Source organism: Aliiglaciecola aliphaticivorans (assembly GCF_054782055.1).
This window is the reverse complement of sequence record NZ_BAAGTF010000004.1, coordinates 20,811-42,085: the sequence shown is the minus strand read 5'-3', so window position 1 is coordinate 42,085 and position 21,275 is coordinate 20,811. Positions and strand designations below refer to the sequence as shown.

The following is a 21,275-nucleotide window of genomic DNA, read 5'->3' as shown; positions in this document are numbered from 1 at the left end:
CAGTTATTTGTTGCGTTTATGCTTTTCAATAAAATGTAACTCATGAAGTTTTGCTTCTTTTAAAAAGCCGTACATAGCCGAAATATAAGCATGCACTAACCCTCTTCTACCAGAGAGAAACATGCCCTCAATAACATAAGCTTTCACAAACATTAATGGGAAAACCAAACACAGTTTCAAGCAAGATGGCTTCTTCCCCTTATTAAATTTTTCTTGGGCTTTCAGAGAAGAATACTTATTCTGCTTCTCCATTAACATTTCAGTGCTGTGATAGCCATGATGGGTAACCAAACCAGCAACATCTTTTTCTTTTGCTCCTTTAGCCAGCTTTACGTTTTCATGCACTAAGCGGTCGGTTGGAAATTGCACTTTATTTTTATTGTAGAGTCGAACAATAGAGCGTTTTTTCGAATTAGCAGACATTGGCATATGCCAAAACACATCCTCAAAATACAATCGATAAGCATCAGCCCTTTGTTCATCCACAGATGACTGTATAGTATCGGCAAGTTCTGCTCCAAGAATCTCATCACCATCAATGTTTAATACCCAGTCGTTCTTACACAAAGACATAGCATGGGACTTTTGTTTGGCGAATCCTAACCAGTCTTGTTGATACACTTTGGCACCATATTGTTTGGCAATCTCAACGGTATTGTCAGTGCTACCTGAATCCACGAGCACAATCTCATCAAAATTTTGAAGGCATTCCAATACTTGTTTCAGGTATTTTTCTTCGTTGAGCGTAATGATAAAAACACTAATGGGAATATGAGACATGCTTATTTATCTTCTTCGGCGGAACCGTTTTCTTGGTTGAGAGCCCACAATGCAGCGTATTTATGAAATCCATACTGCCCAAGAATTATGGCCATCAAAAAACCTCTCTTGCCATCTAAAAATCCCAATCGAAAGAGATATTGCTGCAAAAAATCCACAAAGAAGCGCAGTACCGCAAAACTCAATGACGACTTTTTATTTTTCTTAGCTTTATCTCCCGCCCCTAAAACTGCATATTTAAGATGCTTTTCTTGCACATGATAATAATCTCGCCAACTATAATGCAGTAAAGGCGATTTTAGTATTCGAACATTTTCAACAGGCATTTCTAAAGATTCATGCACACTTCGATGCTTAAAATTAGCCCCCTCTTTGAGAAACAGCTTTCCTTGTGGCGAAGCATAACGGCCATGTTTAAGGGTTTTACCAAATAAAAATGTATGCCACGGAAATTTAATGAAAGTAGCGTCTAAGTTTGGTTCACTGAGCACATCATCAATTTCTTGTTTAAGCTCTGCTGTAATCACTTCATCAGCATCAATATTCAGTACCCAATCATGCTCACAGTAAGTAAGAGCTCGATTGCGCTGTGCGCCAAAGCCCGGCCAATCGGTTTGATACACTGAATCTGTGTATTTCTTGGCAAGCTCAACCGTGCCATCAGTGCTGCCCGAATCGAGTACAACGAGTTGATCAACCCAACCCGCTAGCGGCGCTAAACTTGCCTCGATTCTATCTGCTTCATTACAAACAATCATAAAGCAGGAAATTTTTCGTCTAGTCATTGGTGACTCTCAGTTATGCTATTTTAAATGGTTACAGGCTGTATTTTATTTCAGAAAACACCGTCACATCACTTTCGGTTCCCTGCTGATTCACTTTACTAGCGTCAATAACAGCCCCTACTTTAACCTGCCAATGTCCCCATACTGTCTGGTAATACCCGCTTAGCTGGGTTATTTTTTCGGTTAGGCCTACAACCTCTTCATTTTCATTTGCATCGTCAATTTTTATATACCGAATAGCAGCTTCAAATACATCACCATCGGCAAAGTGTTTCAATACACCCAAAGAGGTCATTCGGGCATCGGTATGTCGGTCTTCTCCTAGCTCTCGATTGTAATATCGGTAGCCAGATGAATAAGTACCACTCTCATAATAGCAGTGAGTTACATCTACAATTGCATCGTCACAAGACACATTAGTATCGCTATTTTCCATATAGACCTTGGCATTCCACACATAACTAGATATACCAAAACTGCGAGTTTGATTGCTGACGTTGAATTCGCTTGACTTACCTTCATCTGCGTATTGAGCGTAAATATTCACGGGGCGTTCCATCAAGCGAAATGTATATTTCGCATCAATACCCGCCAAATGGTTACCAATATGGGTTTCCATCGAAGGGTCACATTCATCGGCTCCATCAGCACAGCGCTTTTGAAAGCTAAGCACTCTGAAAAAGTCATTCATACGATCTGGTTGACCGTCTCCCCCCCAAACAGCCAGCCAAGATAGGCCAACTTCTAACCCAGGAATAGGACGGGAAGTGAAACGACTGGCCCATATTTTTGCATCGGGCACATCGCGACTGTCTTCTAACTGCCCAACCTGTGCGGTGACATACCAAGGTCCTAAAAATGACAACCAATTAGAATCAGATTGATTGGTACGAGAACGAGATAACGCCAATGTTGGAATTGGACGAGCATTATTGGACAAAATTAAACTATTTGCGTGAGACGGTCCCCACCACTGATCAATGGAGCCCAAGCGTAAATTCCAATCACCAAGTTGATAAGCCAAATAGCTTTGGTCTAAGTTTTGTTCGCCATTGGGCTCAAAATTAACTGATAGCTTGCCAGCTAGTCTACCAACTCGTGTTTCCGAATTAATATTAAAGCGTCCTTTCTCACCCTGCTGACCATCAAAGCTGGCATATCGTGTTCGCTCACTGGCACCATATGCGGTAACCGACGAAAAAGTCTCTTTGTGTTGTTGCAGGGTCAAGTAATGTTTTAAGCGTTTGGCTGCTATGGCAGCCGCGGGAGGCATAGCAGCGGTATCAAGCTGTAATAACTGCTCAGAAATGCCTTTCCAAGGCATAGGAAATGTAGTGGTTACGCTATCTAAATAACCAAATTCGTTGAGAATTTGTACATCATAGTGAAGTTGAGGATCGGTTGTACCAACCCAAGGCGACGCCAAACTTGGTCCGGAAAAAATCAAAAACAACAAGCAAAACTGAATGCACTTAGGCACTAAAAACGCTCCATAATTAAAGTAACCTTAACACCAGTTAAGTACCTACAAAATACAAAAGGGTAAAAAAACCTCATGTATTCCGTTAGTTGATGAATACTCATCATAAATAACGATGATGAGTTAGGGCTATTCACCCTTGGATTTATGCTTACGTCTATTATAAGCTGTGTGTTTTAATTATTGAACTTCATTGAGTTGTTAATATGAACACAAAAGCCATTTATCCAGGCACGTTTGATCCTATCACTAATGGCCACGCTGACCTAATTGAAAGAGCAGCCCGAATGTTCACATCAGTGACCGTAGCTATTGCAGCAAATCCAAGCAAAGCCCCTCTTTTTACCTTAGAAGAGCGAGTAAACTTAATAAAACAAGTAACCGCCCATTTAGAGAATGTAAACGTTGTTGGATTTACAGGGTTGCTAGCGGATTTTGCAGATAGTTTAGATACCGCAATATTAATTCGTGGTTTGCGAGCGGTTTCAGATTTTGAGTATGAATTTCAATTGGCGAATATGAACAGGCGCCTAAATCCAAAGTTAGAAAGTGTATTTTTAACCCCAGCAGAGGAAAACTCTTTCATCTCCTCAACATTGGTCAAAGAAGTGGCTAAGCATCGCGGTAAAGTGGATGGTTTTTGTCATCCTGTTGTACAAAGAGCCTTATCTGAAAAATTCCATACCCACGCACAATAGTCTGTGAGCGGGTATTTTCTCCGCGAAGACAATCATCATTCCACGGGATAAATCCCGTGCTACAACTTTGAGATAAAAACCCATGGTTTGTAGGCGGGTGCTTTAGCCCCGCAGGTATGTCGTAGGCATGCGCAACCTTTCATGGCCTAAAGACCCTGCTACAACTTTGAGATAACAACCCATGGTTTGTAGGCGGGCGCTTTAGCCCCGCAGGTATGTCGTAGGCATGCGCAACCTTTCATGGCATAAAGATCCTGCTACAGCTTTGAGATAACAACCCACGGCTTGTAGGCGGGTGCTTTAGCCCCGTAGGTATGTTGTAGGCATGCGCAACCTTTCATGGCCTAAAGATCCTGCTACAACTTTGAGATAACAACCCATGGTTTGTAGGCGGGTGTTTTAGCCCCGCAGGTATGTCGTAGGCATGCGCAACCTTTCATGGCCTAAAGACCATGCTACAGCTTCGAGTTAAAAACCCATGGTTTGTAGGCGGGTGCTTTAGCCCCGCAGGTATGTCGTTGGTATGCGCAACCTTTCATGGCATAAAGACCCTGCTACAGCTTCGAGATAAAAACCCTCGGCTTGTAGGCGGGTGCTTTAGCCCCGTAGGTATGTCGTTGGTATGCGCAACCTTTCATGGCCTAAAGACCATGCTACAACTTTGAGTTAAAAACCCACGGCTTGTAGGCGGGCGCTTTAGCCCCGCAGGTATGTCGTAGGCATGCGCAACCTTTCATGGTCTAAAGACCATGCTACAACCCATTGAGGCGAGATTTTATCGCTGACAGGTCGGGCAATAGAAGGTATTACGTTGGCCAATAACCACTGACTTTATGGGGCTTTCACAGGCTACGCAAGGCTGCTTAGCACGGCCATAAACCCGTAATTCTTGAGCAAAATATCCAGGACTACCATCGGCTTGAGCAAAATCTTTTAAGGTGGTTCCACCCTGTTCAATGGCTTTTGTTAAAACATCTTTAATAATAGGGGTTAAGGCTAAATATCGCTTTTTACTCACTTTTCCGGCCTGACGACGAGGGTCTATTCCAGCTAAAAATAAAGATTCATTGGCATATATGTTACCCACTCCAACAACTACCTTGTTATCCATAATAAAGCTCTTTACCGGAACCAGCTTTCCTCGCGACATATCAACAAGTCGCTGGGCGTCAAAGTCATCCGTTAAAGGCTCTGGTCCTAAGTTGCGAAACAAGCTGTGGGATTCGTCACTTTTATCTAACCATAAACACGCACCAAATCGACGGGCATCATTCAAGCGTAAACACAATCCATCGGTAAGTTGAATATCCACATGATCATGCTTTTGCAGTGGCGTATTAATAGGCACAACGCGTAACCGACCTGACATGCCCAAGTGCAGAATAATACTACCGGCCTGCGTATCAATTAACAGGTACTTGGCACGTCGGCGGATAGTTTCAATCACCAACCCGTGTGTTAGATGTACTTCATCGGGTATTGGCCAACGCAGTTGTTTGTGGCGAACAACTACTTGGCTAATTGTCTTGCCAATCATATGGGGGGAAATACCTAGACGGCTTACTTCAACTTCTGGCAACTCTGGCATCAGTAACTCTCAAGTAACAATGATTGAATAGACATATCACGAATTTCAAATAGCTGTTGTTGATGTAAAACTAGGGTGTTATTGCCGTCTTCATAAAGCTGAAACACACGACCACTATTTTCACCCGCCAACCAAGCAATGGCTATTTTCGGCATTTGTTCAGGGAGGTCGCTGTCAGAAGGCGTCATTTTTGCCATCTCCCAGTTTTTTGCAACTGTTAACATCTGCGCTTCAGTTATCTTTCCTGATGGTCTAGCTCGCCAGCCCTGCCCTATACGCTCAATGGTGACTAACGGCATTTGCAATGTCATCAATCTAGAACCGCTTGGCAGCATACTGGCCTGTAGTTCAGCATCTCCGCCACCAGTAAGAATATTATTAGTGGAATTGAATAAAAAAATCATTAGCACCATGCTGATGATAATGACATTGTTCCAAGCTTTTCGTGATAAACGCATTTTTAATTTAGACTCGGGGAATAAGAAATATCAATAAAGCACGAATTATTGGGATTATTCAAAAGGTTATTTAATAAATAGTCAAATAACGCAAAAAACCCGGCAAAATACCGGGTTTTTCGGGAGACAAAAACAAGCAGGTTTACTTGATTTTGGCTTCCTTGAACATAACGTGTTGGCGAATTTTAGGATCAAACTTTTTGATCTCCATTTTGCCAGGCATATTACGTTTATTTTTATCAGTGGTGTAGTAGTAGCCAGTACCCGCTGAAGAAACTAATTTAATTTTATCACGCATGGTCGGGCTCCTTAAATTTTCTCGCCACGGGCACGGATATCAGTAAGAACTGAATCAATACCTTTTTTATCGATGATACGCATGCCTTTAGGCGTTAGGCGTAATTTAACGAAACGGTTTTCACTTTCAACCCAAAAACGGTGGGTTTGAAGATTTGGCAAAAAGCGACGACGGGTCGCATTTTTCGCGTGAGAGCGGTTGTTTCCTACCGCTGGGCGCTTACCAGTTACTTGACATACTCTGGACATCGTATTTGTCTCCAAAACAACTTTTAACAATTAGCTTCGCTATATTAAAGAAAAGCAATAAATCACACTAAACGCATAGCGGTAGTGACAAGAGGGCGCATTTTATACAGCATATACCAACTACGATCAAGGTTTTTGTGTGAAAAAGATCTTGTCTTTACTCGCTAATCCCCGTGTTTTTGCCAATAATTCACCAATAAAACCATGAGATACTAGCCACTTATCTCGTTAGTAGGGCTTATCACCGCCAATTGTAACGCGATAGCCAGAACGGGTTTCTGGGAAATAGTCCCACACCGCGAAATGTTGGGTACATCGGTTATCCCATAAAGCTATTGAATGAGGCTGCCAACTAAAACGCACTTGGAAATTGGGATCTTTAGCCAATTCAAACAACATCTTAAGAATACCATCACTTTCCGTTTTCGACAGTCCGACGATGCGAGTGGTATAAGATGCATTCACAAATATACCTTTTCTACCGGTCACTGGATGGGTTCTCACTACCGGATGTCGACTACATGGATAAGCCGTACCATAGTCTCCGTAAATGCTGTGATAAACGGGATTAGCATCATGTTCAGCTTCAAGGCCGCTTAAATATGTTTGCATAGCAGGTGAAAGCGACTCGTAAGCAGCGTACATGGACGAGAACAGCGTATCTCCTCCAATGGATGGCAAAGTATGTAAATACAACATCGACCCCATGGGAGGCTCTGGGTTGCAACTTAAATCAGAGTGCCAGTTATCGCCTGCAACATATTTAGAGTCTTTATCGGCATGAATCGCGACAATATCTTTATAACCTTCAATACCTGGCGCACCTGGATGAATGATAAGGTCACCAAAAACTTGCCCTACTTCACGATGCTGGTCGTGACTCAAAGGTTGATCACGAAAAAAGATAACTTGATGATCCATCAATGCCTGATTTAAATCCGCTCGCTGTTGCTCAGATAAAGGCTTGGTTAAATCCACATTGCCGATAATCGCGCCAATATTTTTTGTCATTGGTGTGACAGTGATGCTACTCATATTGTTACCTTTAAATTAAATTCTAATATGCTCACATACCGTATTGATACGTTTTGTAATCTGCCACTTGGCTATTTCTAACTGCACTTAACGCGCTAGCGTATTCAGTTAGCAAACTTAGAGAATGCTGTAAACGAGTGCGAATATAAATATCGTCTTGGTTCTCGGGTGGATTGGTATCATTCATACAAAGCTTTACGTTGCGCACGATAATATGATCAGGTATCCAACAAATTCGATTGTTTTTATAACTGCTAATGCGCAATTCAGCCACTGGTAAGTAACCCCCCACGGATGCCGATATGGCGACTATCAAGCCAGGTTTATTCGCCATTTCTTGTGCACTGCTGAATAAAAAGAAGTTTTTTAAACAACTTGGAACCATGCCATGCCAATCCGGTGTCAACACGATAAACCCATCACAACTTTGTAACTCTTTAGCAATAGGTTGCCAAGCGGTTTGTAGTCGCCCTTCTTTTTCATACCAAAAACTATCGTCAAAGTTCTCTAAGGGTTGCTTACCTAAATCCAATACGAAAGTATCAACATTTTGGGAATTTAAGTTTTGTTGAATAAACCAACCTACTTTACTGGTTTGAGACTTAGCTCGTTGACTACCGCAGATAATACCTATTTTCATGTTTATGTCTTCATTCGCTATGTTTTAGTCAAATTTAAACAAGCTCGACCAGAACTTCTTGATGTTTTACGCCCGATAAATTGAGTCAGCCTAAGAAAGTTGAGGGGGTTCGCTTTGCAGTGGTGCGCAGGCGCACAATTTCGGTGCAACCAGTCCACTCTAAAACTGAATCAAGCATTGTAAAAGACGTCTTTTTACAACTTGTTTGACGGATATGTCCAAGATAGCCCGCCATGAAATTTTTATACTAGGGTCAGTTTGGAAGCAAACAATTTCTAATCCATAGAAGTTGTTTCGAGATTAAATTCCACAAAATATAACTAAATAACGATAAAAATAGCATTGGGAAATAGCGCATGATGAAAAAAGTGTTCGATGAAGAGTTTTTTGCCAGTTTGGCCAGCTCCACATTAGAAGTAGAGCAAGCGGAAACCTTACCGCCAGAATGTTATGCCGACCAAGATTTTTTTGAATTCGAAAAAGAAGCCCTATTTAATCACGAGTGGCTTTGTGTTGGACGCGAGTCGTTAATTCCCAAAGTAGGTGACTTCTTCACGGTTACGCATGTTAATGAGCCTTTAATTATCTGCAGGGATAGAACCCAAGAAATTCATGCGTTGTCAGCCGTATGTCAACACCGAGCCATGTTGGTTGCAGAAGGACATGGTAATGCTCAAGCCTTTTTATGTCCCTATCATCATTGGGGTTACCGTTTAGATGGCACCCTATCTGGTGCGCCAGCAATGAATAAAACCTGTGACTTCAGTCGTGATGACATTGCCTTACCCAAGCTTAAAGTGGAAGTTTGGTTAGGTTTTATTTTTGTTAACTTTGACCTCAATGCAGCGCCGCTGGCATCAAGATTAACGGAAGTCACCAAATACCTGAAAAACTACGACTTGGAAAAAGCCGAAGGTCCAAGGCCCATGGATCCAGAGAAATACAACTGGAACTGGAAAGTGATGATGGAAAACAATAATGATGGATACCACGCCACTAAACTTCATAAAGGACCGCTGCACGATTTTATCCCCAGTGAAAAATCGGTATTCCCGGAAATGCCCGAAGGCGAAGCTGGCTATATTCGATTAAATGGGACGAATCATCCCGATGCAGCCTTCAACCCGCTGCAAAAAGCAATTCTTCCCATTTTTCCTAATTTAACTGACGAAGACCGTCACCAAGCGGTGTTTGCTAACTTACCTCCCTCTTTGTCGTTAGTCATTACCAGCGATATGATTATTTACCTGATTCTGCATGCCGAATCTGCCGACAGTCATAGTATGACCATTGGCTACTTGGTTGCCCCAGGCGCAATGAAAGATCCTTTATTTGAAGACAAAATTGATTTTAATATGAAAGCTGCCATGGAAATTACCGAACAAGACTTGCACGTAGATGAACTGGTGCAAGTGGGCTTACAGTCTAGATTTGCCCCCAGAGGGAGATACTCTTGGCAAGAAAAAGCACAACAATTATTAAATGAATGGTTAGTTGAGCGTTATCAATCTTGTTGGGATAAATCCAAGCACATCATCCCCATTAAACAGAGCGCATAATCATTATCTTAATTTATAGCGCAGGCAAAAATCTTTTCGTCATATACCCTTTAGCCGGTATATGACTTTTTCGTAGGTAAAGCATATGCAAACTCAAACTGATAACCAGTCAAACGCTACCATGCCAGCTATTTTCTTCGGCCATGGAAGCCCTGGCAATATTCTCGAAGATAATCAAGCAACACGAATGTGGCAAAGCCTGGGACAAGAATTTCCAAACCCTAAAGGCATAATATGTATTTCAGCCCACTGGTACACACAAGGTGTGGGTGTTACATCAATGGCTAACCCTCGCACTATTCATGATTTTGGGGGCTTTCCACCAGCCATGTATGAAATGCAATATCCCGCTCCAGGTTCACCAGAGTTAGCCGCAAAACTAGTCGATATTTTGGCTGCAGAAGGCGCAGCATTAGATGATAGTTGGGGCTTTGACCACGGTGCTTGGTGTGTGCTGGCAAAAGCGTATCCAAAGGCCAACATTCCGGTAGTGCAGTTGTCCATAAACCGTCAACAACCAGCGGAGTTTCACTTCAAAATAGGCCGAAAACTAGCCCAGCTTCGCAGCGAAGGATACTTGGTCATGGGCAGTGGCAATATAGTCCACAATTTACCCGCTATGGATTGGGGCGGTCGAGACAAAACCTATCCTTGGGCCAAACGTTTTGGTGATGCGATGCGTTCTGCGATGGTCGAGAATACTCCCGAAAAAGTAGTGCAGTATAGCTCCCTTGGTGCCGACGCCGTAGAGTCGGTACCAAATCCTGACCACTTTTTACCGATACTTTATGTTTTGGGTGCGCGCCTGCCTAAAGATACATTGCGCTTTGAAACCGCCTATGTTGAATACGGTTCGTTAGACATGACAACTGTGGTCTTTAGCTGAAAGGTGGTTTCACACAACTAAGCTGGCGTAAACAGTCAAGTAATAGACTTCCTCAGCCTTTAATCTGGAAAAATACGATTTTCATTAATACCAAATAAATAATTGAAAGGAGAGTTTATGTCACTGTTGAAAACTGACGATTTGTCAGAACAGGATCGTTGTCAAGCAAGCGCTATGCACACCTTAAAAGCCACAGTGGAAAACTGTCACTGGGGTTATTTTTCTGCCACCGAAGCCCCCGCATTAAAGGTGAAAAGTGGCGATATCATTCAAGCAGAAGCCATTACACATCATGCTGGCGATGCACCAGACTTGATGATGGACGATAGTGTCAAAGCCATTTGGGATGGTATTCCAGAAGCAGACAGAAACCCAGGTGTCCACCTCATGACAGGGCCAATATTTGTCGAAGGCGCTCAGCCTGGTGATATTCTAGAGGTTCGTTATTTGTCGATGCGTCCGCGTTTTTCTTACGGTTCAAACTTAGCGGCGAACTGGGGACATTTATATGATGAGTTTGAGCAGAAAGAGCGTGTGACAATTTACCGTTTAGACATGGCAAGCATGCAAGCTCATGGCCATTATGCCTATGACTTTAAGGGAAAGTATTTAACTCCCGGCACAATAACTAAGTGTCCAGAATGTGAGCGTGAAACCACCTTGAACGGTGTGCGTGTACCCGTTCGCCCTCATTTGGGCACCGCGGGTGTTGCGCCTGATGTGAGCGGCAGAGTCAGTACTATTCCACCGGGTAAACATGGCGGTAATATTGATAACTGGCGTATCGGCGCAGGCTCAACCATGTATTACCCCGTACAAGTGGAAGGTGGCTTATTTTCCATCGGTGATCCCCACGTATCACAAGGGGATGGTGAAATCAGCGGAACCGCCATTGAAGCTTCCCTCGATGTCACCATGCAAATTATTTTGCGCAAAGATTTTGTGTTTCCATCGCCATTGTTAGAAACCCCTAATTACTTTGTGGTGCATGGTTTTGATGAAGATCTTAATGTCGCCATGAAGAATGCCTCCATCGATATGCTTGAATTACTATCAGAACATCGAGGGTTGAGTCGTGATGATGCATACTCCCTAATGAGTGTTGCCAGTGATTTCGGAGTTACTCAAGTGGTCGACAGTGTGCAAGGCGTACACGTTAAAATTCCTCGCAGCATTGTTGACACAGGCGAACCTGAGTCAGACTAAAACAAACTATCATTTAACCTAAAACGCATGCTCTTTGAGCAGGCGTTTTTTTTATTTTTTCATTTCCCCCTCGGTCTCCCAAATCCCTTTCACTGGTATACAACTTGCTTTAGAACCTAAACGTTAAGAGAAAATCTATTTCGTAATCATACGGATTACTAAAAAAACCAAATTGCTATCCGTGCACCCACGAGAATTTGAAGAGAGAATATTATGCTTAGTCAAAGTTGGGAATACTCTACCGACGCCCACTCTAAAATTGAACGACTACCTACTTGGCAAGAAGCGTTGGAAAAATTAGGCTTGTATTGTGAGTATAAAGGCAAGTTAGAAGATTTTTATGCGGTAATGCATAATTTAACCACGCCTAACGGCATAGAATTCACCCGAATCAGCTCGGCCACCCAGAATATAATCGCTAAAAAAGAGAACACCAATGACGGTGTTTGGGTTGCCTTTCCCTTAGAAGGCAGAATGACAATTAGGGAAGGAAATCGATCTTTCGAAGTTCTGCCTGGTGATATTGTATTTGGCGCCATGGGATCAAAAACATCACTTACATTACATTCTGATTTCAGGCAGCTTTTCGTCACTGTTCCAAACATTGCATTTAACGCCCGTTTAATCGCCCCACTTCCTTCCCACATGCTGCATCTTCCAGGGCACTCTGGTCCTGCCCAAACCCTAGCAGCTATGCTGGTTTCTGTGGCCAACAACTTGGAAAAAATGACCGAAGATCAGCTTCGCCCTCTTGAAATGGCCATCCCTGAATTTCTCATTGCGGCTTTATTTCCCGAAGCAGATACCCGCTCTCTTGGCGGTTCGGCAGGTGTAAAAGCAGCATTATTACATCGAATTTGCCAAAGTATTGAAGTGAGATTGTCCAATCCAGATTTAAACTTAAATGAAGTGGCAAGTGAGCATAAGGTATCGCCTAGATACTTGCAGAAATTGTTCGAATCCGTTGATCAAAGTTTCAGCCGTTACATTCGAAATCGTCGTTTAGAACGCTGCAAAGATGACTTCGATAGCCCAGTGCACGCCCAATTATCTATCTCTGAAATATGTTTTCGCTGGGGGTTTAACGACTCCGCTTATTTTAGCCGCTCGTTTCGTGACTATGTCAAAATGTCGCCCAGAGAGTACCGCAAACGTTCAAAACAAAAAGCAGCTAAAGAGCATGAATTAAAACAGACCAGAGGTCGGCCAACGGGTGTAAAAACAACAGAAGTTAGACAGGAAAACGACCCCCGTCCTCATGTTGATGTGGCGGCCATGGCAAAACAATCCCAAGCCCTTAAATTAGCGCAAGATAAAGCCTCTTCAGTACATCATTATATTCCAGTTAATAAAGATACTATTCACTGGGGATTTTTTGACCGTGAGCTAGCCCCCGTGCTGTACATGAACTCCCATGAAAAAGTGACCATAGAAACCCTTACTCACCATGCATACGATGACTACGAGCGAATGATCAAAGATGACCCCGGTGCGGAAAGCGTGTTTAAGTGGACATCGAAACAAAAAAATGTCGACCGCAGAGGTGCGGGGCCCATGGATGCCTCCATATACGGACGAGGCGCTGGTGAAGGTTTTGGTGTTCATGTATGCACAGGTCCAATATACGTCAACGAAGCGATGCCCGGGGATATCATCGAACTGCGAATTTTAGATATTCATACTCGCCATAATCACAGTGACCAGTTTAAAGGTCGCAGTTTTGGCTCTAACGCCGCCACTTTCTGGGGATTTCACTACAATGATTTGCTCACCGAACCTAAACCTCGTGAAGTGGTGACTATTTACGAAATTGATGAATCAGACAAACCCAGTTGCGCCCATGCTGTGTATAATTATCGCTGGGTACCGCAAACTGATCCATTTGGCGTTGAGCATAAGCGTATCGATTATCCGGGAGTGCCCGTTGATCATAGCAAGACACAAAAAAACTTCGACATATTGGAAAATGTAGAAATACCTCTTCGCCCACATTTTGGTACTATTGGTCTGGCACCGAATCATGCAGACTTAGTGGATTCGGTTCCTCCTTCTAACCAAGGTGGAAATTTGGACAATTGGCGTTTAGGGAAAGGTTCAAAGGTATTTTTACCTGTCGCCGTCCAGGGAGGTATACTGTCAGTGGGCGATCCCCATGCGAGTCAGGGCGACTCAGAGCTATGCGGAACGGCCATAGAATGTTCGTTAACCGGAGAATTTCAGGTTATCTTGCATAAACAAGCCGACTTGCCCGGACAGTATTTTGATATGGATTTCCCGTTGATCGAAACTGACGATGAATGGGTAGTTTTAGGGTTCAGTCACCCTAATTATTTAAAAGAACTGGGCAGCAGTGCCCAAAGTGAAATTTATAATCAGTCAACAATTGACTTGGCCATGCGAGATGCATTTAGAAAAGCACGTCGTTTTCTAATGAATTCGCAAAACCTAAGTGAAGACGAAGCAATTTCATTATTGTCAGTTGCTGTGGACTTTGGCGTGACTCAAGTAGTAGATGGTAATTGGGGTGTGCATGCTGCTATCCCAAAAGGAATTTTCACAAATTTGACTGAAAGTGAAGATTAGGTCGATAAACTTACCAAATAAAAAAGGATAAAGCCTCGAGTGACACAAATAGTCAAGAACTTAGACGGATAATTACAAAAGTGATGACACGTAAGTTGATAGTGTAATACCCAGCAGCAAAAACGAAAATAATATATAGAAGGGTTCACACTATGTTCAAATTGAATAAGCTCTTTACATCAGTTTCGTTAGCTGTAGTTGCGATGCATGGCGCTAGCACTAAGTTAATGGCAGAAGAGTTAACAACAACAAATACAAACGACTCAAACGCTGATTCTATCGAAGTAGTTTCAGTTGTCGCTCAACGAGATATCGCCGGTTTCCTTGAAAACCAACCCAGTGGATTGTTATTTGGGTTCGAAAAATCCTTGCTAGAAACTCCCCGTTCAGCAACCTTTGTAAGTGATGAGACATTAAAAGCATTTGGAGTGACTACGGTTGATGATTTAACCGCTGTAGCCCCTGGTACTTTTACCGCATCATTCTACGGTGTTGAAGGTGCCTTAAACGTTAGGGGAACCTTAGCAGAGACTTACTTTCATGGTTTTAAACGCATCGAAAATCGCGGTACCTACCAAACTCCAATTGGTTCTACATCTAGAGTAGACATTCTTCGAGGTCCACCTACAGCCAACTTTGGTCCAGGTAAAATTGGCGGACTACTTAATCTTGAACCCAAAACGGCTAGATTGAGTCAAAGTGGTGGTTACTTACCTGAAGCCGTGGGTGAAATGCAGGTAACTCTGGGTTCATATGACAAAAAGAACGCCAGTTTTCAATTCGGATTGCCAGTGAATGTGGGCGATGCTGAAGGTGGGATCTATACCTATATTGAGGTGGAAGACTCCGGCAGTTATTACAATGATATAGAACCTGAACATCAAATGCTTCAAGTTACCGCAGATTTTGAGTTAGCCAATGATTGGAAGCTGGTTGCAGGTATAATGGCATACAATGCTGAAGGTTATGTGCAAACGCCAGGATGGAATCGGGTCACCCAAGAATTAATTGATGATGGGACCTATATTACCGGACGCGATACTGACTTAGTCGACACCAACGGTAATGGACAAATGGAATGGGCGGAGTTGTCTGCACAAGATCCCACTTATTTTGCTAAGTTGACGTCTTATCCTGACTATTATTTGTATGCCGATCCTAATGTAGCTGCATTAGACACTAACGTAGGAACGACCCAGTTGTCGCGCCACGATGTGTATACAAGTGATAGTGATTTTTCAGATACTTCGACTTTTACCGGTTTCGTCGATTTGATCAAAACCTATGAAGATGACAGCCAATTAAAACTGCAATTGTTTGCTGACTACCTCGATAATCAACGCTTTGTTAGTTACGGCTTCCCAGCTGATTACTTAGCCAAAACTGCGGAATTACGCGTTTCTTATATTAGTGCTTTTGGAAATAGCAGCGACGCGATACAAGGTTCCTACAATGTGGGTATCAGCAGTCGTTATTATGATGCTCGCCGCAAAGAGTCTTATAACGGTGGCCAAATTGCTATCAACCGTCGAGATATCTCAGTTGGTGCAATGCCGAACGACATCATAGGTTCGCCATTCAATTCTGATTTTTTCTGGGATCTAGATACCGAATCGAAGTGGAGTTATAACTCTGCATTTGCCATGGTTGATCTAACCGCAATGGAGGTTTGGAATCTGTCATTGAGCGGCCGTTATGACTACTACGATGTAGAATCCACTGAAAATGGCGATCCAACCTACTCCTATGCAACGGAAACATACGCTGAAGATAGCGAAGGTGAGTTTACTTTTAGTGCGATGTTGCTGTTGGACTTAGAGTCAGGTATTCGTCCCTACGTAAGTTACGCTGAATCTTCCGCTATCGAGTTTAGCCAAGCCGGAGATGTTTCTCCTGATTTGATTGCTAACGGAGAATGGTTGTCTGAAGGTGAGTTGCTTGAAGGTGGTATAAAGCTCGAACTATTTGACGGCGTGTTAACTGGTTCTTTATCTGGCTACAGACAAGAAAGAACCGAGTTGAGTACCGTTGGAGGAAGTACAGTTAGTCGCACAAGAAGCGAAGGTACAGAATTAGAACTGCGCATTCTTGCCAGTGAAAATCTGAGCTTTAGCATTACTAGCAATAAGCAAAAAACCGAATACATCGATGGCTTTGCTGGTTACTACATAGTTAATCCAAGAGATATTGGTTTGAACGATATCGACAACTATGGCGTTTCGATAGCGGCATTGAGTTTTGCCAGCAGCATGTATTCAGCCACGGGTAGCGACTACTACCTGGGTGAATTAGAAGACACTCGTATTCCTGACGCGGTAACCAGTATTTACGCGACTTATGCCAGTGAAGCAGGTGTGTTCGATAGCATTGGCTCAACTTGGGGAGTTCGTCATGTATCGGAGACTTCAGGCTTAGTCGAAAATTCGGTGAAATACCCTAGTTATTGGACAGTACAGGGATCTTTCTTCGCCCATTATGGTGATTGGTCGTTGATGTTGAATATTGACAATGTATTTGACGAAACCTACTTTACATCGCTTCAGGACCTATATGGCGACGTTGCTGTATTGCCTGGTAAGGGACGTGAATGGCGAGTCACTGTCAATTACGCGTTTTAAATAAAAACATCTGTGTGCAGCTGAAAAATAGTTGTATTCACACTGCACACTTTGAGGATCATTATGGGAAAGTTAAGCGCTGATAAACAAGCATGGTTTGTTTTATGCACCTTCAGTTTAAGCTTTTTTGTTGTTACTGCCGCAACCTTTACTTCTCTGGGGGTTATTCTTCCAGCCATGGTAACTGAGTTAGGCTGGGATTGGACCACTGCAGGCCTTGGGTTTACGTTCTTAGGCGTAGCTTGTGGCTTGAGTGGGTACTTACCTACAGTGACAATTAGAAGGTGGGGCGTTGCGACAACGCTCATTATTGGCCTGCTGTTACTCGCTATCGGTTTTATTGTGTTGTATTTAACAATTGAACCTATTACTTATTTTCTAGGATGTATTCTCACTGGAACTGGGTATACCTTTGTAGGTTCAGTTCCGGGCACCTATATCATTACTCACTTTTTCAAACGACGTTCAACGGCTTTTGGTTTTTATTATACCGTTGGAGGTTTAGGCGGTGTTGTTGGACCAATCGTGGTTTGGATGGCAACCAATGTGCTAGGAAACTGGCGTTTACACTGGTTAGTTATGCTAGCGGCTATTGTAATATCAGTGGGATTAATGCTGTTAGCGCTGTTATTCACAGATGCCAACCGATTAAGAACGCCTCCTAAACAAGAAAAAGTGGATACCGAAAAACAACGGGTTTATGAAACGGAACAAACTTGGACATTTAAACAAGCAGTTCGTACCCCCCAATATATTTTGTTACTCGTCGCCTATTCCACGGTGCTATTTGTGGGAATTACAGTGAACAGTTTTTCTGTCGCGCATATGACTGAAGTCGGGATCACTTTTGCCTTAGCCAGCACTTTATTGTCTGCTGAGGCATTCTGCAATGCCATATCTCGTGTTGTAGGTGGCTTTATTGGTGAATTCTTTGATCCAAAAGTCATGTTGCAGATAGCGTTACTGTTACTGGCCGGCGGAATGTTTGCCTTAAGTTTCGGACAGTCTTTAGTCACCTTAGGCTTCTTCGCTTTTGCCATTGGTTTTGGGTTTGGTTTAACCTTTTTATCCTGCACAGTGTTACTTGTAAGATATTTTGGTACAGGGCCATATTTACCCTTATTTTCGTTAATGAATATTGGTGCAACTATCGCTTCTGCAGCGCCTATTATTAGTGGCCGCATGCGCGATATATCAGGGACATTCGTTCCTCCATTCGTTTTGATTGGAATACTTCCCATGTTGGTGTTAGTTGGAATAGCATTCATGCGACCACCTAGACTCAAGCAGCAAAAAGTATCCGAACCAACCCCATCAGACCCATCAATAAATAATATGCTTGCAGCTAAAGTAGCTAGTAAGTAGTTGTTATTCAGGAGTTTTTAATATGACAACCAACAGTAAAGAATTTGGCGTGTTTTTACCCATCGCAAATGGCGGTTGGATAGTTTCAGAGAACACCCCTACTTTAGATGCTTCCTATCAGCAAAATAAAACCGCAGCCGTCATTGCAGACAGCTATAAAATGGACTTCATCATGTCCATGGCAAAATGGCGTGGGTATGGCGGTAAAACCGAACATTGGGGTACCTCTTTAGAATCCATCACTATGATGGCGGGATTAGCCGAAGCCACCAGTCACGCAAAAATTATCGCGACTGTGCATACTCTAATGATGAACCCTGGTGCGGTTGCCAAAATGATGAGCACCTTAGACCAGATTTCCGGTGGTCGAGCAGGGTTAAATATTGTTTCAGGTTCATTTCGCGATGAGCTTAACCAAATGGGTGCGTGGCGTGATGACATTGACCACGACGAGCGATATGTGTATGCCCAGGAGTGGAGTGATTTGGTGCATAAACTGTGGCAAGAAGACCACGTAGATTATGATGGAAAGTACTTCAAGTTTGAAGACTGTGTGTCACAGCCTAAACCACTTAACAAGCCATTCACTGTCTGTGCAGGCCAATCTGAACGAGGCTTACGCTTCTCAGTAAAAAATACAGATGCATGTTTTGTAGGCGGTAAAGACGATGAAGAGACCCTTAAAATAACTCGCATGGCTCGCAAGATAGCCGATGAACTCGATACGCCAGTGAAGTGCTTTTGTATGGCAACACTGATTATTGAAGACACCGAAGAAGAAGCCCAAGCTAAAGCAGACTATTACCGCGAAGGTAAAGATTTAGGTGCGATTGAGGGCATGATGCGTTCATACGGAATTGATCCGGCATTAAAAGACAATGCTATGGTCATTCGAGCACAAGGTGCATTTATGAGTCGTGAATTAGTTGGCACTGCAGAATCAGTGAAACAACAGCTGATCGAGATGATTGATAACACTGAAATGGACGGCGTCATGGTGATTTTCGACGATTACGAAAAAGGGCTACACAAATTCGGCAAAGAAATTTTGCCGGCGGTAAGAGCCCATTATGGCTGATGCTGATTTAATAGAACTAAAATCCGATTGGATAACATCCAATCGCAGCGCTTTGTGCATCGTTGATGTACAAAACGACTTTGCCAGTCCAGATGGTCTGTTAGGACAGTTTGGGCTCGACATGAGCGTGGTGCAACCCGCTGTTGAAAACATTAAAAAGTTAGTCGCAAGCGCGCGCAAGAATGATATTCCAATTATCTTTGTAGGTTTAAAAACCACGGAACAAGACGACTCTGCTGCATGGCAAGAGTGGATGAGTAGACAAGGTAGAGATGCTAAAGCTGAAAGCGCTATTTGTCGTGCAGATACCGCTGGTATGACGTTTTATGGCGCAGAGCCGCAAGACGGTGATTGGGTAATTTATAAAACACGTTATAGCGCCTTTTATGAAACACAACTGAATGACCTGTTGAAACAAAAGCAACTAGACACATTAGTGTTTTGCGGTATCACCACTGAATGTTGTGTAGAGTCTAGCGTCAGAGATGCGTTCCACCGTGATTATCATTGTATTGTGGTGAGTGATGGGTGTGCAGCTTACGATATAGAATTACATGACGCCAGTCTTCGAGCTATGGCTATCAATTTCGCTCTACTAAGCGATACCCAGTCCATCATTAAACATTGGGAGGCAGCATGAGCAGTCCTTTGTACCCATCTGATACTCAAGTAAACTACTCGGTAACAGACGATGATATTGCAGCGATTAAAGCGGCTATCAGCATAGACGAAATAACCGAACTAGCTCTCACTTTGGGTAATATTCCCAGCCAATCCGGTTATGAAGCCGAATCGGGGAAATTTGTCTTCGACTGGTTGCAAACTAACGGTTTCAAAACCCGTCAATGTGGCGCTACACCAGAACGTCAAAACATCATTGGCGAATATGGCGGTAAAGGCGTTGGTAAAAACCTATTATATACTGCTCACTTAGATACCGAAAGTCCAAGCGATAATCCACATATTAATCAACACAAGTTTTCGCAAAAGACCTTAGAGAATCCAGAGTGGGATAAGTGTTGGTTGGAAGACGGTAAGTTTCACGGTTTCCCCATCAGTAATGATCGCGGCCCGATGAGTTGTTTTTTAATTGCTGCCAAAGCATTAAAAGCAGCAGGGATTGAATTAGCTGGAAAGTTATATTTGACGGCCTGCCCAGGAGAAATTGGTCCCGAGCCAATGGAACAGTGGCAAGGCGTTGATTATATGGGGAAAGATATAGGTGCTCACTATCTGTTTCACCACGGTGGTGTAGTTGCAGATTACGCCATTGCTGCAGAAGGCTGTGATTGGGGCGTAACTTGGCAAGGTAATGGCTATGCCTTATTTCGCATTCAGTTATTTGGTGAAGGAGTTTTTACACCAATATTAGAAGCGCCAGTAGAAACTCATAAGCATCCCAATCCGATATACAAATTAGGCACGGTGATCGATGCATTACACACTTGGTCACAACAATATGAAGCGGAAAACCAGTATGTTACTACCGGTGGCGTCTCTGTTCCCAAAGTGCAAATTGATTCGATTAAAGCCGGTTCACCATTAACCTTTGGCGCCGGCACGGATGTGTGCTCTGTTTATATTGAAGTTGGTCTGACTGCGCAGCAAACGGCAGCACAACCATACCACCAGCTGAAGCAGGTAATGGCATCCTTAGATATCGATGAGTACGATATAGAACCAATGGTTGTAAGAAATGGTTTCGAGGCAGATGCAAACGCTGTCGCTCCCTTGGTGAAGTCTCTGTGTGATGCCACCAAAGCAACCCGAAATGCGCCCATTGAGTTAGCCCACCCTGCTTATTCTAGTATGTGGCGCGACCACAACGTATTTAATATGCAACGCATACCAGCAGTGACCTCCGGCATGCCTAGATGGCGCTCAACGCCACAAGATTTAGTTGATAGTGCATTAATTTATGCACTAACTGCTTTATCAGTGTGTGGCAAACGTGAATCTTAAAAATAGTG

The 21,275-nt window shown here is 43.1% G+C and carries 19 protein-coding genes; 10 read left to right on the top strand and 9 right to left on the bottom strand.

Features of this window, described 5'->3' with window-relative positions; translation table 11 throughout:
- Positions 1-3: 3 nt before the first annotated feature.
- The 3 genes from ACYVIL_RS02785 to ACYVIL_RS02775 are packed head-to-tail and all read right to left on the bottom strand — an operon-like array spanning position 4 to position 3,045.
- Complete coding sequence (locus ACYVIL_RS02785) at positions 4-780, bottom strand: glycosyltransferase family 2 protein (protein ID WP_460311482.1); 777 nt, start codon at positions 778-780, stop codon at positions 4-6.
- Positions 781-782: 2 nt separating this feature from the next.
- Positions 783-1,565, bottom strand: a complete 783-nt coding sequence (locus tag ACYVIL_RS02780; protein WP_460311481.1) for a glycosyltransferase family 2 protein — start codon at positions 1,563-1,565, stop codon at positions 783-785.
- Positions 1,566-1,596: 31 nt separating this feature from the next.
- On the bottom strand, positions 1,597-3,045 hold the full coding sequence (locus tag ACYVIL_RS02775) for a capsule assembly Wzi family protein (protein ID WP_460311480.1): 1,449 nt from the start codon (positions 3,043-3,045) through the stop codon (positions 1,597-1,599).
- A gap of 206 nt (positions 3,046-3,251) precedes the next feature.
- Between ACYVIL_RS02775 and coaD the strand changes: the two genes are divergently transcribed.
- Positions 3,252-3,743: a pantetheine-phosphate adenylyltransferase gene (gene coaD / locus ACYVIL_RS02770; protein WP_303472922.1), complete on the top strand. Its 492-nt coding sequence runs from the start codon at positions 3,252-3,254 to the stop codon at positions 3,741-3,743.
- A gap of 775 nt (positions 3,744-4,518) precedes the next feature.
- Here coaD and mutM read toward each other — a convergent pair.
- The 6 genes from mutM to ACYVIL_RS02740 form a co-directional block, all read right to left on the bottom strand.
- Positions 4,519-5,331 (bottom strand): bifunctional DNA-formamidopyrimidine glycosylase/DNA-(apurinic or apyrimidinic site) lyase, encoded by an 813-nt coding sequence (gene mutM / locus ACYVIL_RS02765; protein ID WP_460311479.1) that lies wholly within the window; start codon positions 5,329-5,331, stop codon positions 4,519-4,521.
- A complete protein-coding gene (locus ACYVIL_RS02760; protein ID WP_303472918.1) occupies positions 5,331-5,789 on the bottom strand; it encodes a hypothetical protein in 459 nt (152 codons plus the stop codon). The genes mutM and ACYVIL_RS02760 overlap by 1 nt, the downstream gene beginning before the upstream one ends.
- A 142-nt stretch (positions 5,790-5,931) precedes the next feature.
- Complete coding sequence (rpmG, locus tag ACYVIL_RS02755) at positions 5,932-6,087, bottom strand: 50S ribosomal protein L33 (protein WP_216049366.1); 156 nt, start codon at positions 6,085-6,087, stop codon at positions 5,932-5,934.
- 11 nt (positions 6,088-6,098) lie between these two features.
- Positions 6,099-6,335, bottom strand: coding sequence for a 50S ribosomal protein L28 (gene rpmB, locus ACYVIL_RS02750; protein ID WP_008845260.1), 237 nt, complete (start codon positions 6,333-6,335; stop codon positions 6,099-6,101).
- 228 nt (positions 6,336-6,563) lie between these two features.
- Entirely contained in the window at positions 6,564-7,370 is an 807-nt protein-coding gene (locus tag ACYVIL_RS02745; RefSeq protein WP_460311478.1) for a TauD/TfdA dioxygenase family protein, read from the bottom strand.
- Positions 7,371-7,401: 31 nt separating this feature from the next.
- Complete coding sequence (locus tag ACYVIL_RS02740; protein WP_303472912.1) at positions 7,402-8,010, bottom strand: NAD(P)H-dependent oxidoreductase; 609 nt, start codon at positions 8,008-8,010, stop codon at positions 7,402-7,404.
- 356 nt (positions 8,011-8,366) lie between these two features.
- Here ACYVIL_RS02740 and ACYVIL_RS02735 point away from each other — a divergent pair, with 356 nt between their 5' ends.
- From ACYVIL_RS02735 to ACYVIL_RS02695, 9 genes are all read left to right on the top strand, one after another.
- On the top strand, positions 8,367-9,569 hold the full coding sequence (locus tag ACYVIL_RS02735; RefSeq protein ID WP_303472910.1) for an aromatic ring-hydroxylating oxygenase subunit alpha: 1,203 nt from the start codon (positions 8,367-8,369) through the stop codon (positions 9,567-9,569).
- Between the two features lie 85 nt (positions 9,570-9,654).
- Positions 9,655-10,455 (top strand): 4,5-DOPA-extradiol-dioxygenase, encoded by an 801-nt coding sequence (gene ygiD / locus ACYVIL_RS02730; protein WP_460311477.1) that lies wholly within the window; start codon positions 9,655-9,657, stop codon positions 10,453-10,455.
- Between the two features lie 117 nt (positions 10,456-10,572).
- On the top strand, positions 10,573-11,661 hold the full coding sequence (locus tag ACYVIL_RS02725; protein ID WP_460311476.1) for an acetamidase/formamidase family protein: 1,089 nt from the start codon (positions 10,573-10,575) through the stop codon (positions 11,659-11,661).
- A gap of 213 nt (positions 11,662-11,874) precedes the next feature.
- A complete protein-coding gene (locus ACYVIL_RS02720; protein ID WP_460311475.1) occupies positions 11,875-14,244 on the top strand; it encodes an acetamidase/formamidase family protein in 2,370 nt (789 codons plus the stop codon).
- A 152-nt stretch (positions 14,245-14,396) separates the two neighbouring features.
- Entirely contained in the window at positions 14,397-16,862 is a 2,466-nt protein-coding gene (locus tag ACYVIL_RS02715; protein WP_460311474.1) for a TonB-dependent siderophore receptor, read from the top strand.
- A 63-nt stretch (positions 16,863-16,925) separates the two neighbouring features.
- Entirely contained in the window at positions 16,926-18,227 is a 1,302-nt protein-coding gene (locus tag ACYVIL_RS02710) for an MFS transporter (RefSeq protein WP_303472900.1), read from the top strand.
- 22 nt (positions 18,228-18,249) lie between these two features.
- Positions 18,250-19,305, top strand: a complete 1,056-nt coding sequence (locus tag ACYVIL_RS02705; protein ID WP_303472898.1) for an LLM class flavin-dependent oxidoreductase — start codon at positions 18,250-18,252, stop codon at positions 19,303-19,305.
- On the top strand, positions 19,298-19,945 hold the full coding sequence (locus ACYVIL_RS02700) for a cysteine hydrolase family protein (protein ID WP_460311473.1): 648 nt from the start codon (positions 19,298-19,300) through the stop codon (positions 19,943-19,945). The genes ACYVIL_RS02705 and ACYVIL_RS02700 overlap by 8 nt, the downstream gene beginning before the upstream one ends.
- A complete protein-coding gene (locus ACYVIL_RS02695) occupies positions 19,942-21,267 on the top strand; it encodes a zinc-binding metallopeptidase family protein (RefSeq protein ID WP_460311472.1) in 1,326 nt (441 codons plus the stop codon). Before ACYVIL_RS02700 ends, ACYVIL_RS02695 begins: the two co-directional genes overlap by 4 nt.
- The last annotated feature ends 8 nt before the right edge of the window (positions 21,268-21,275 follow it).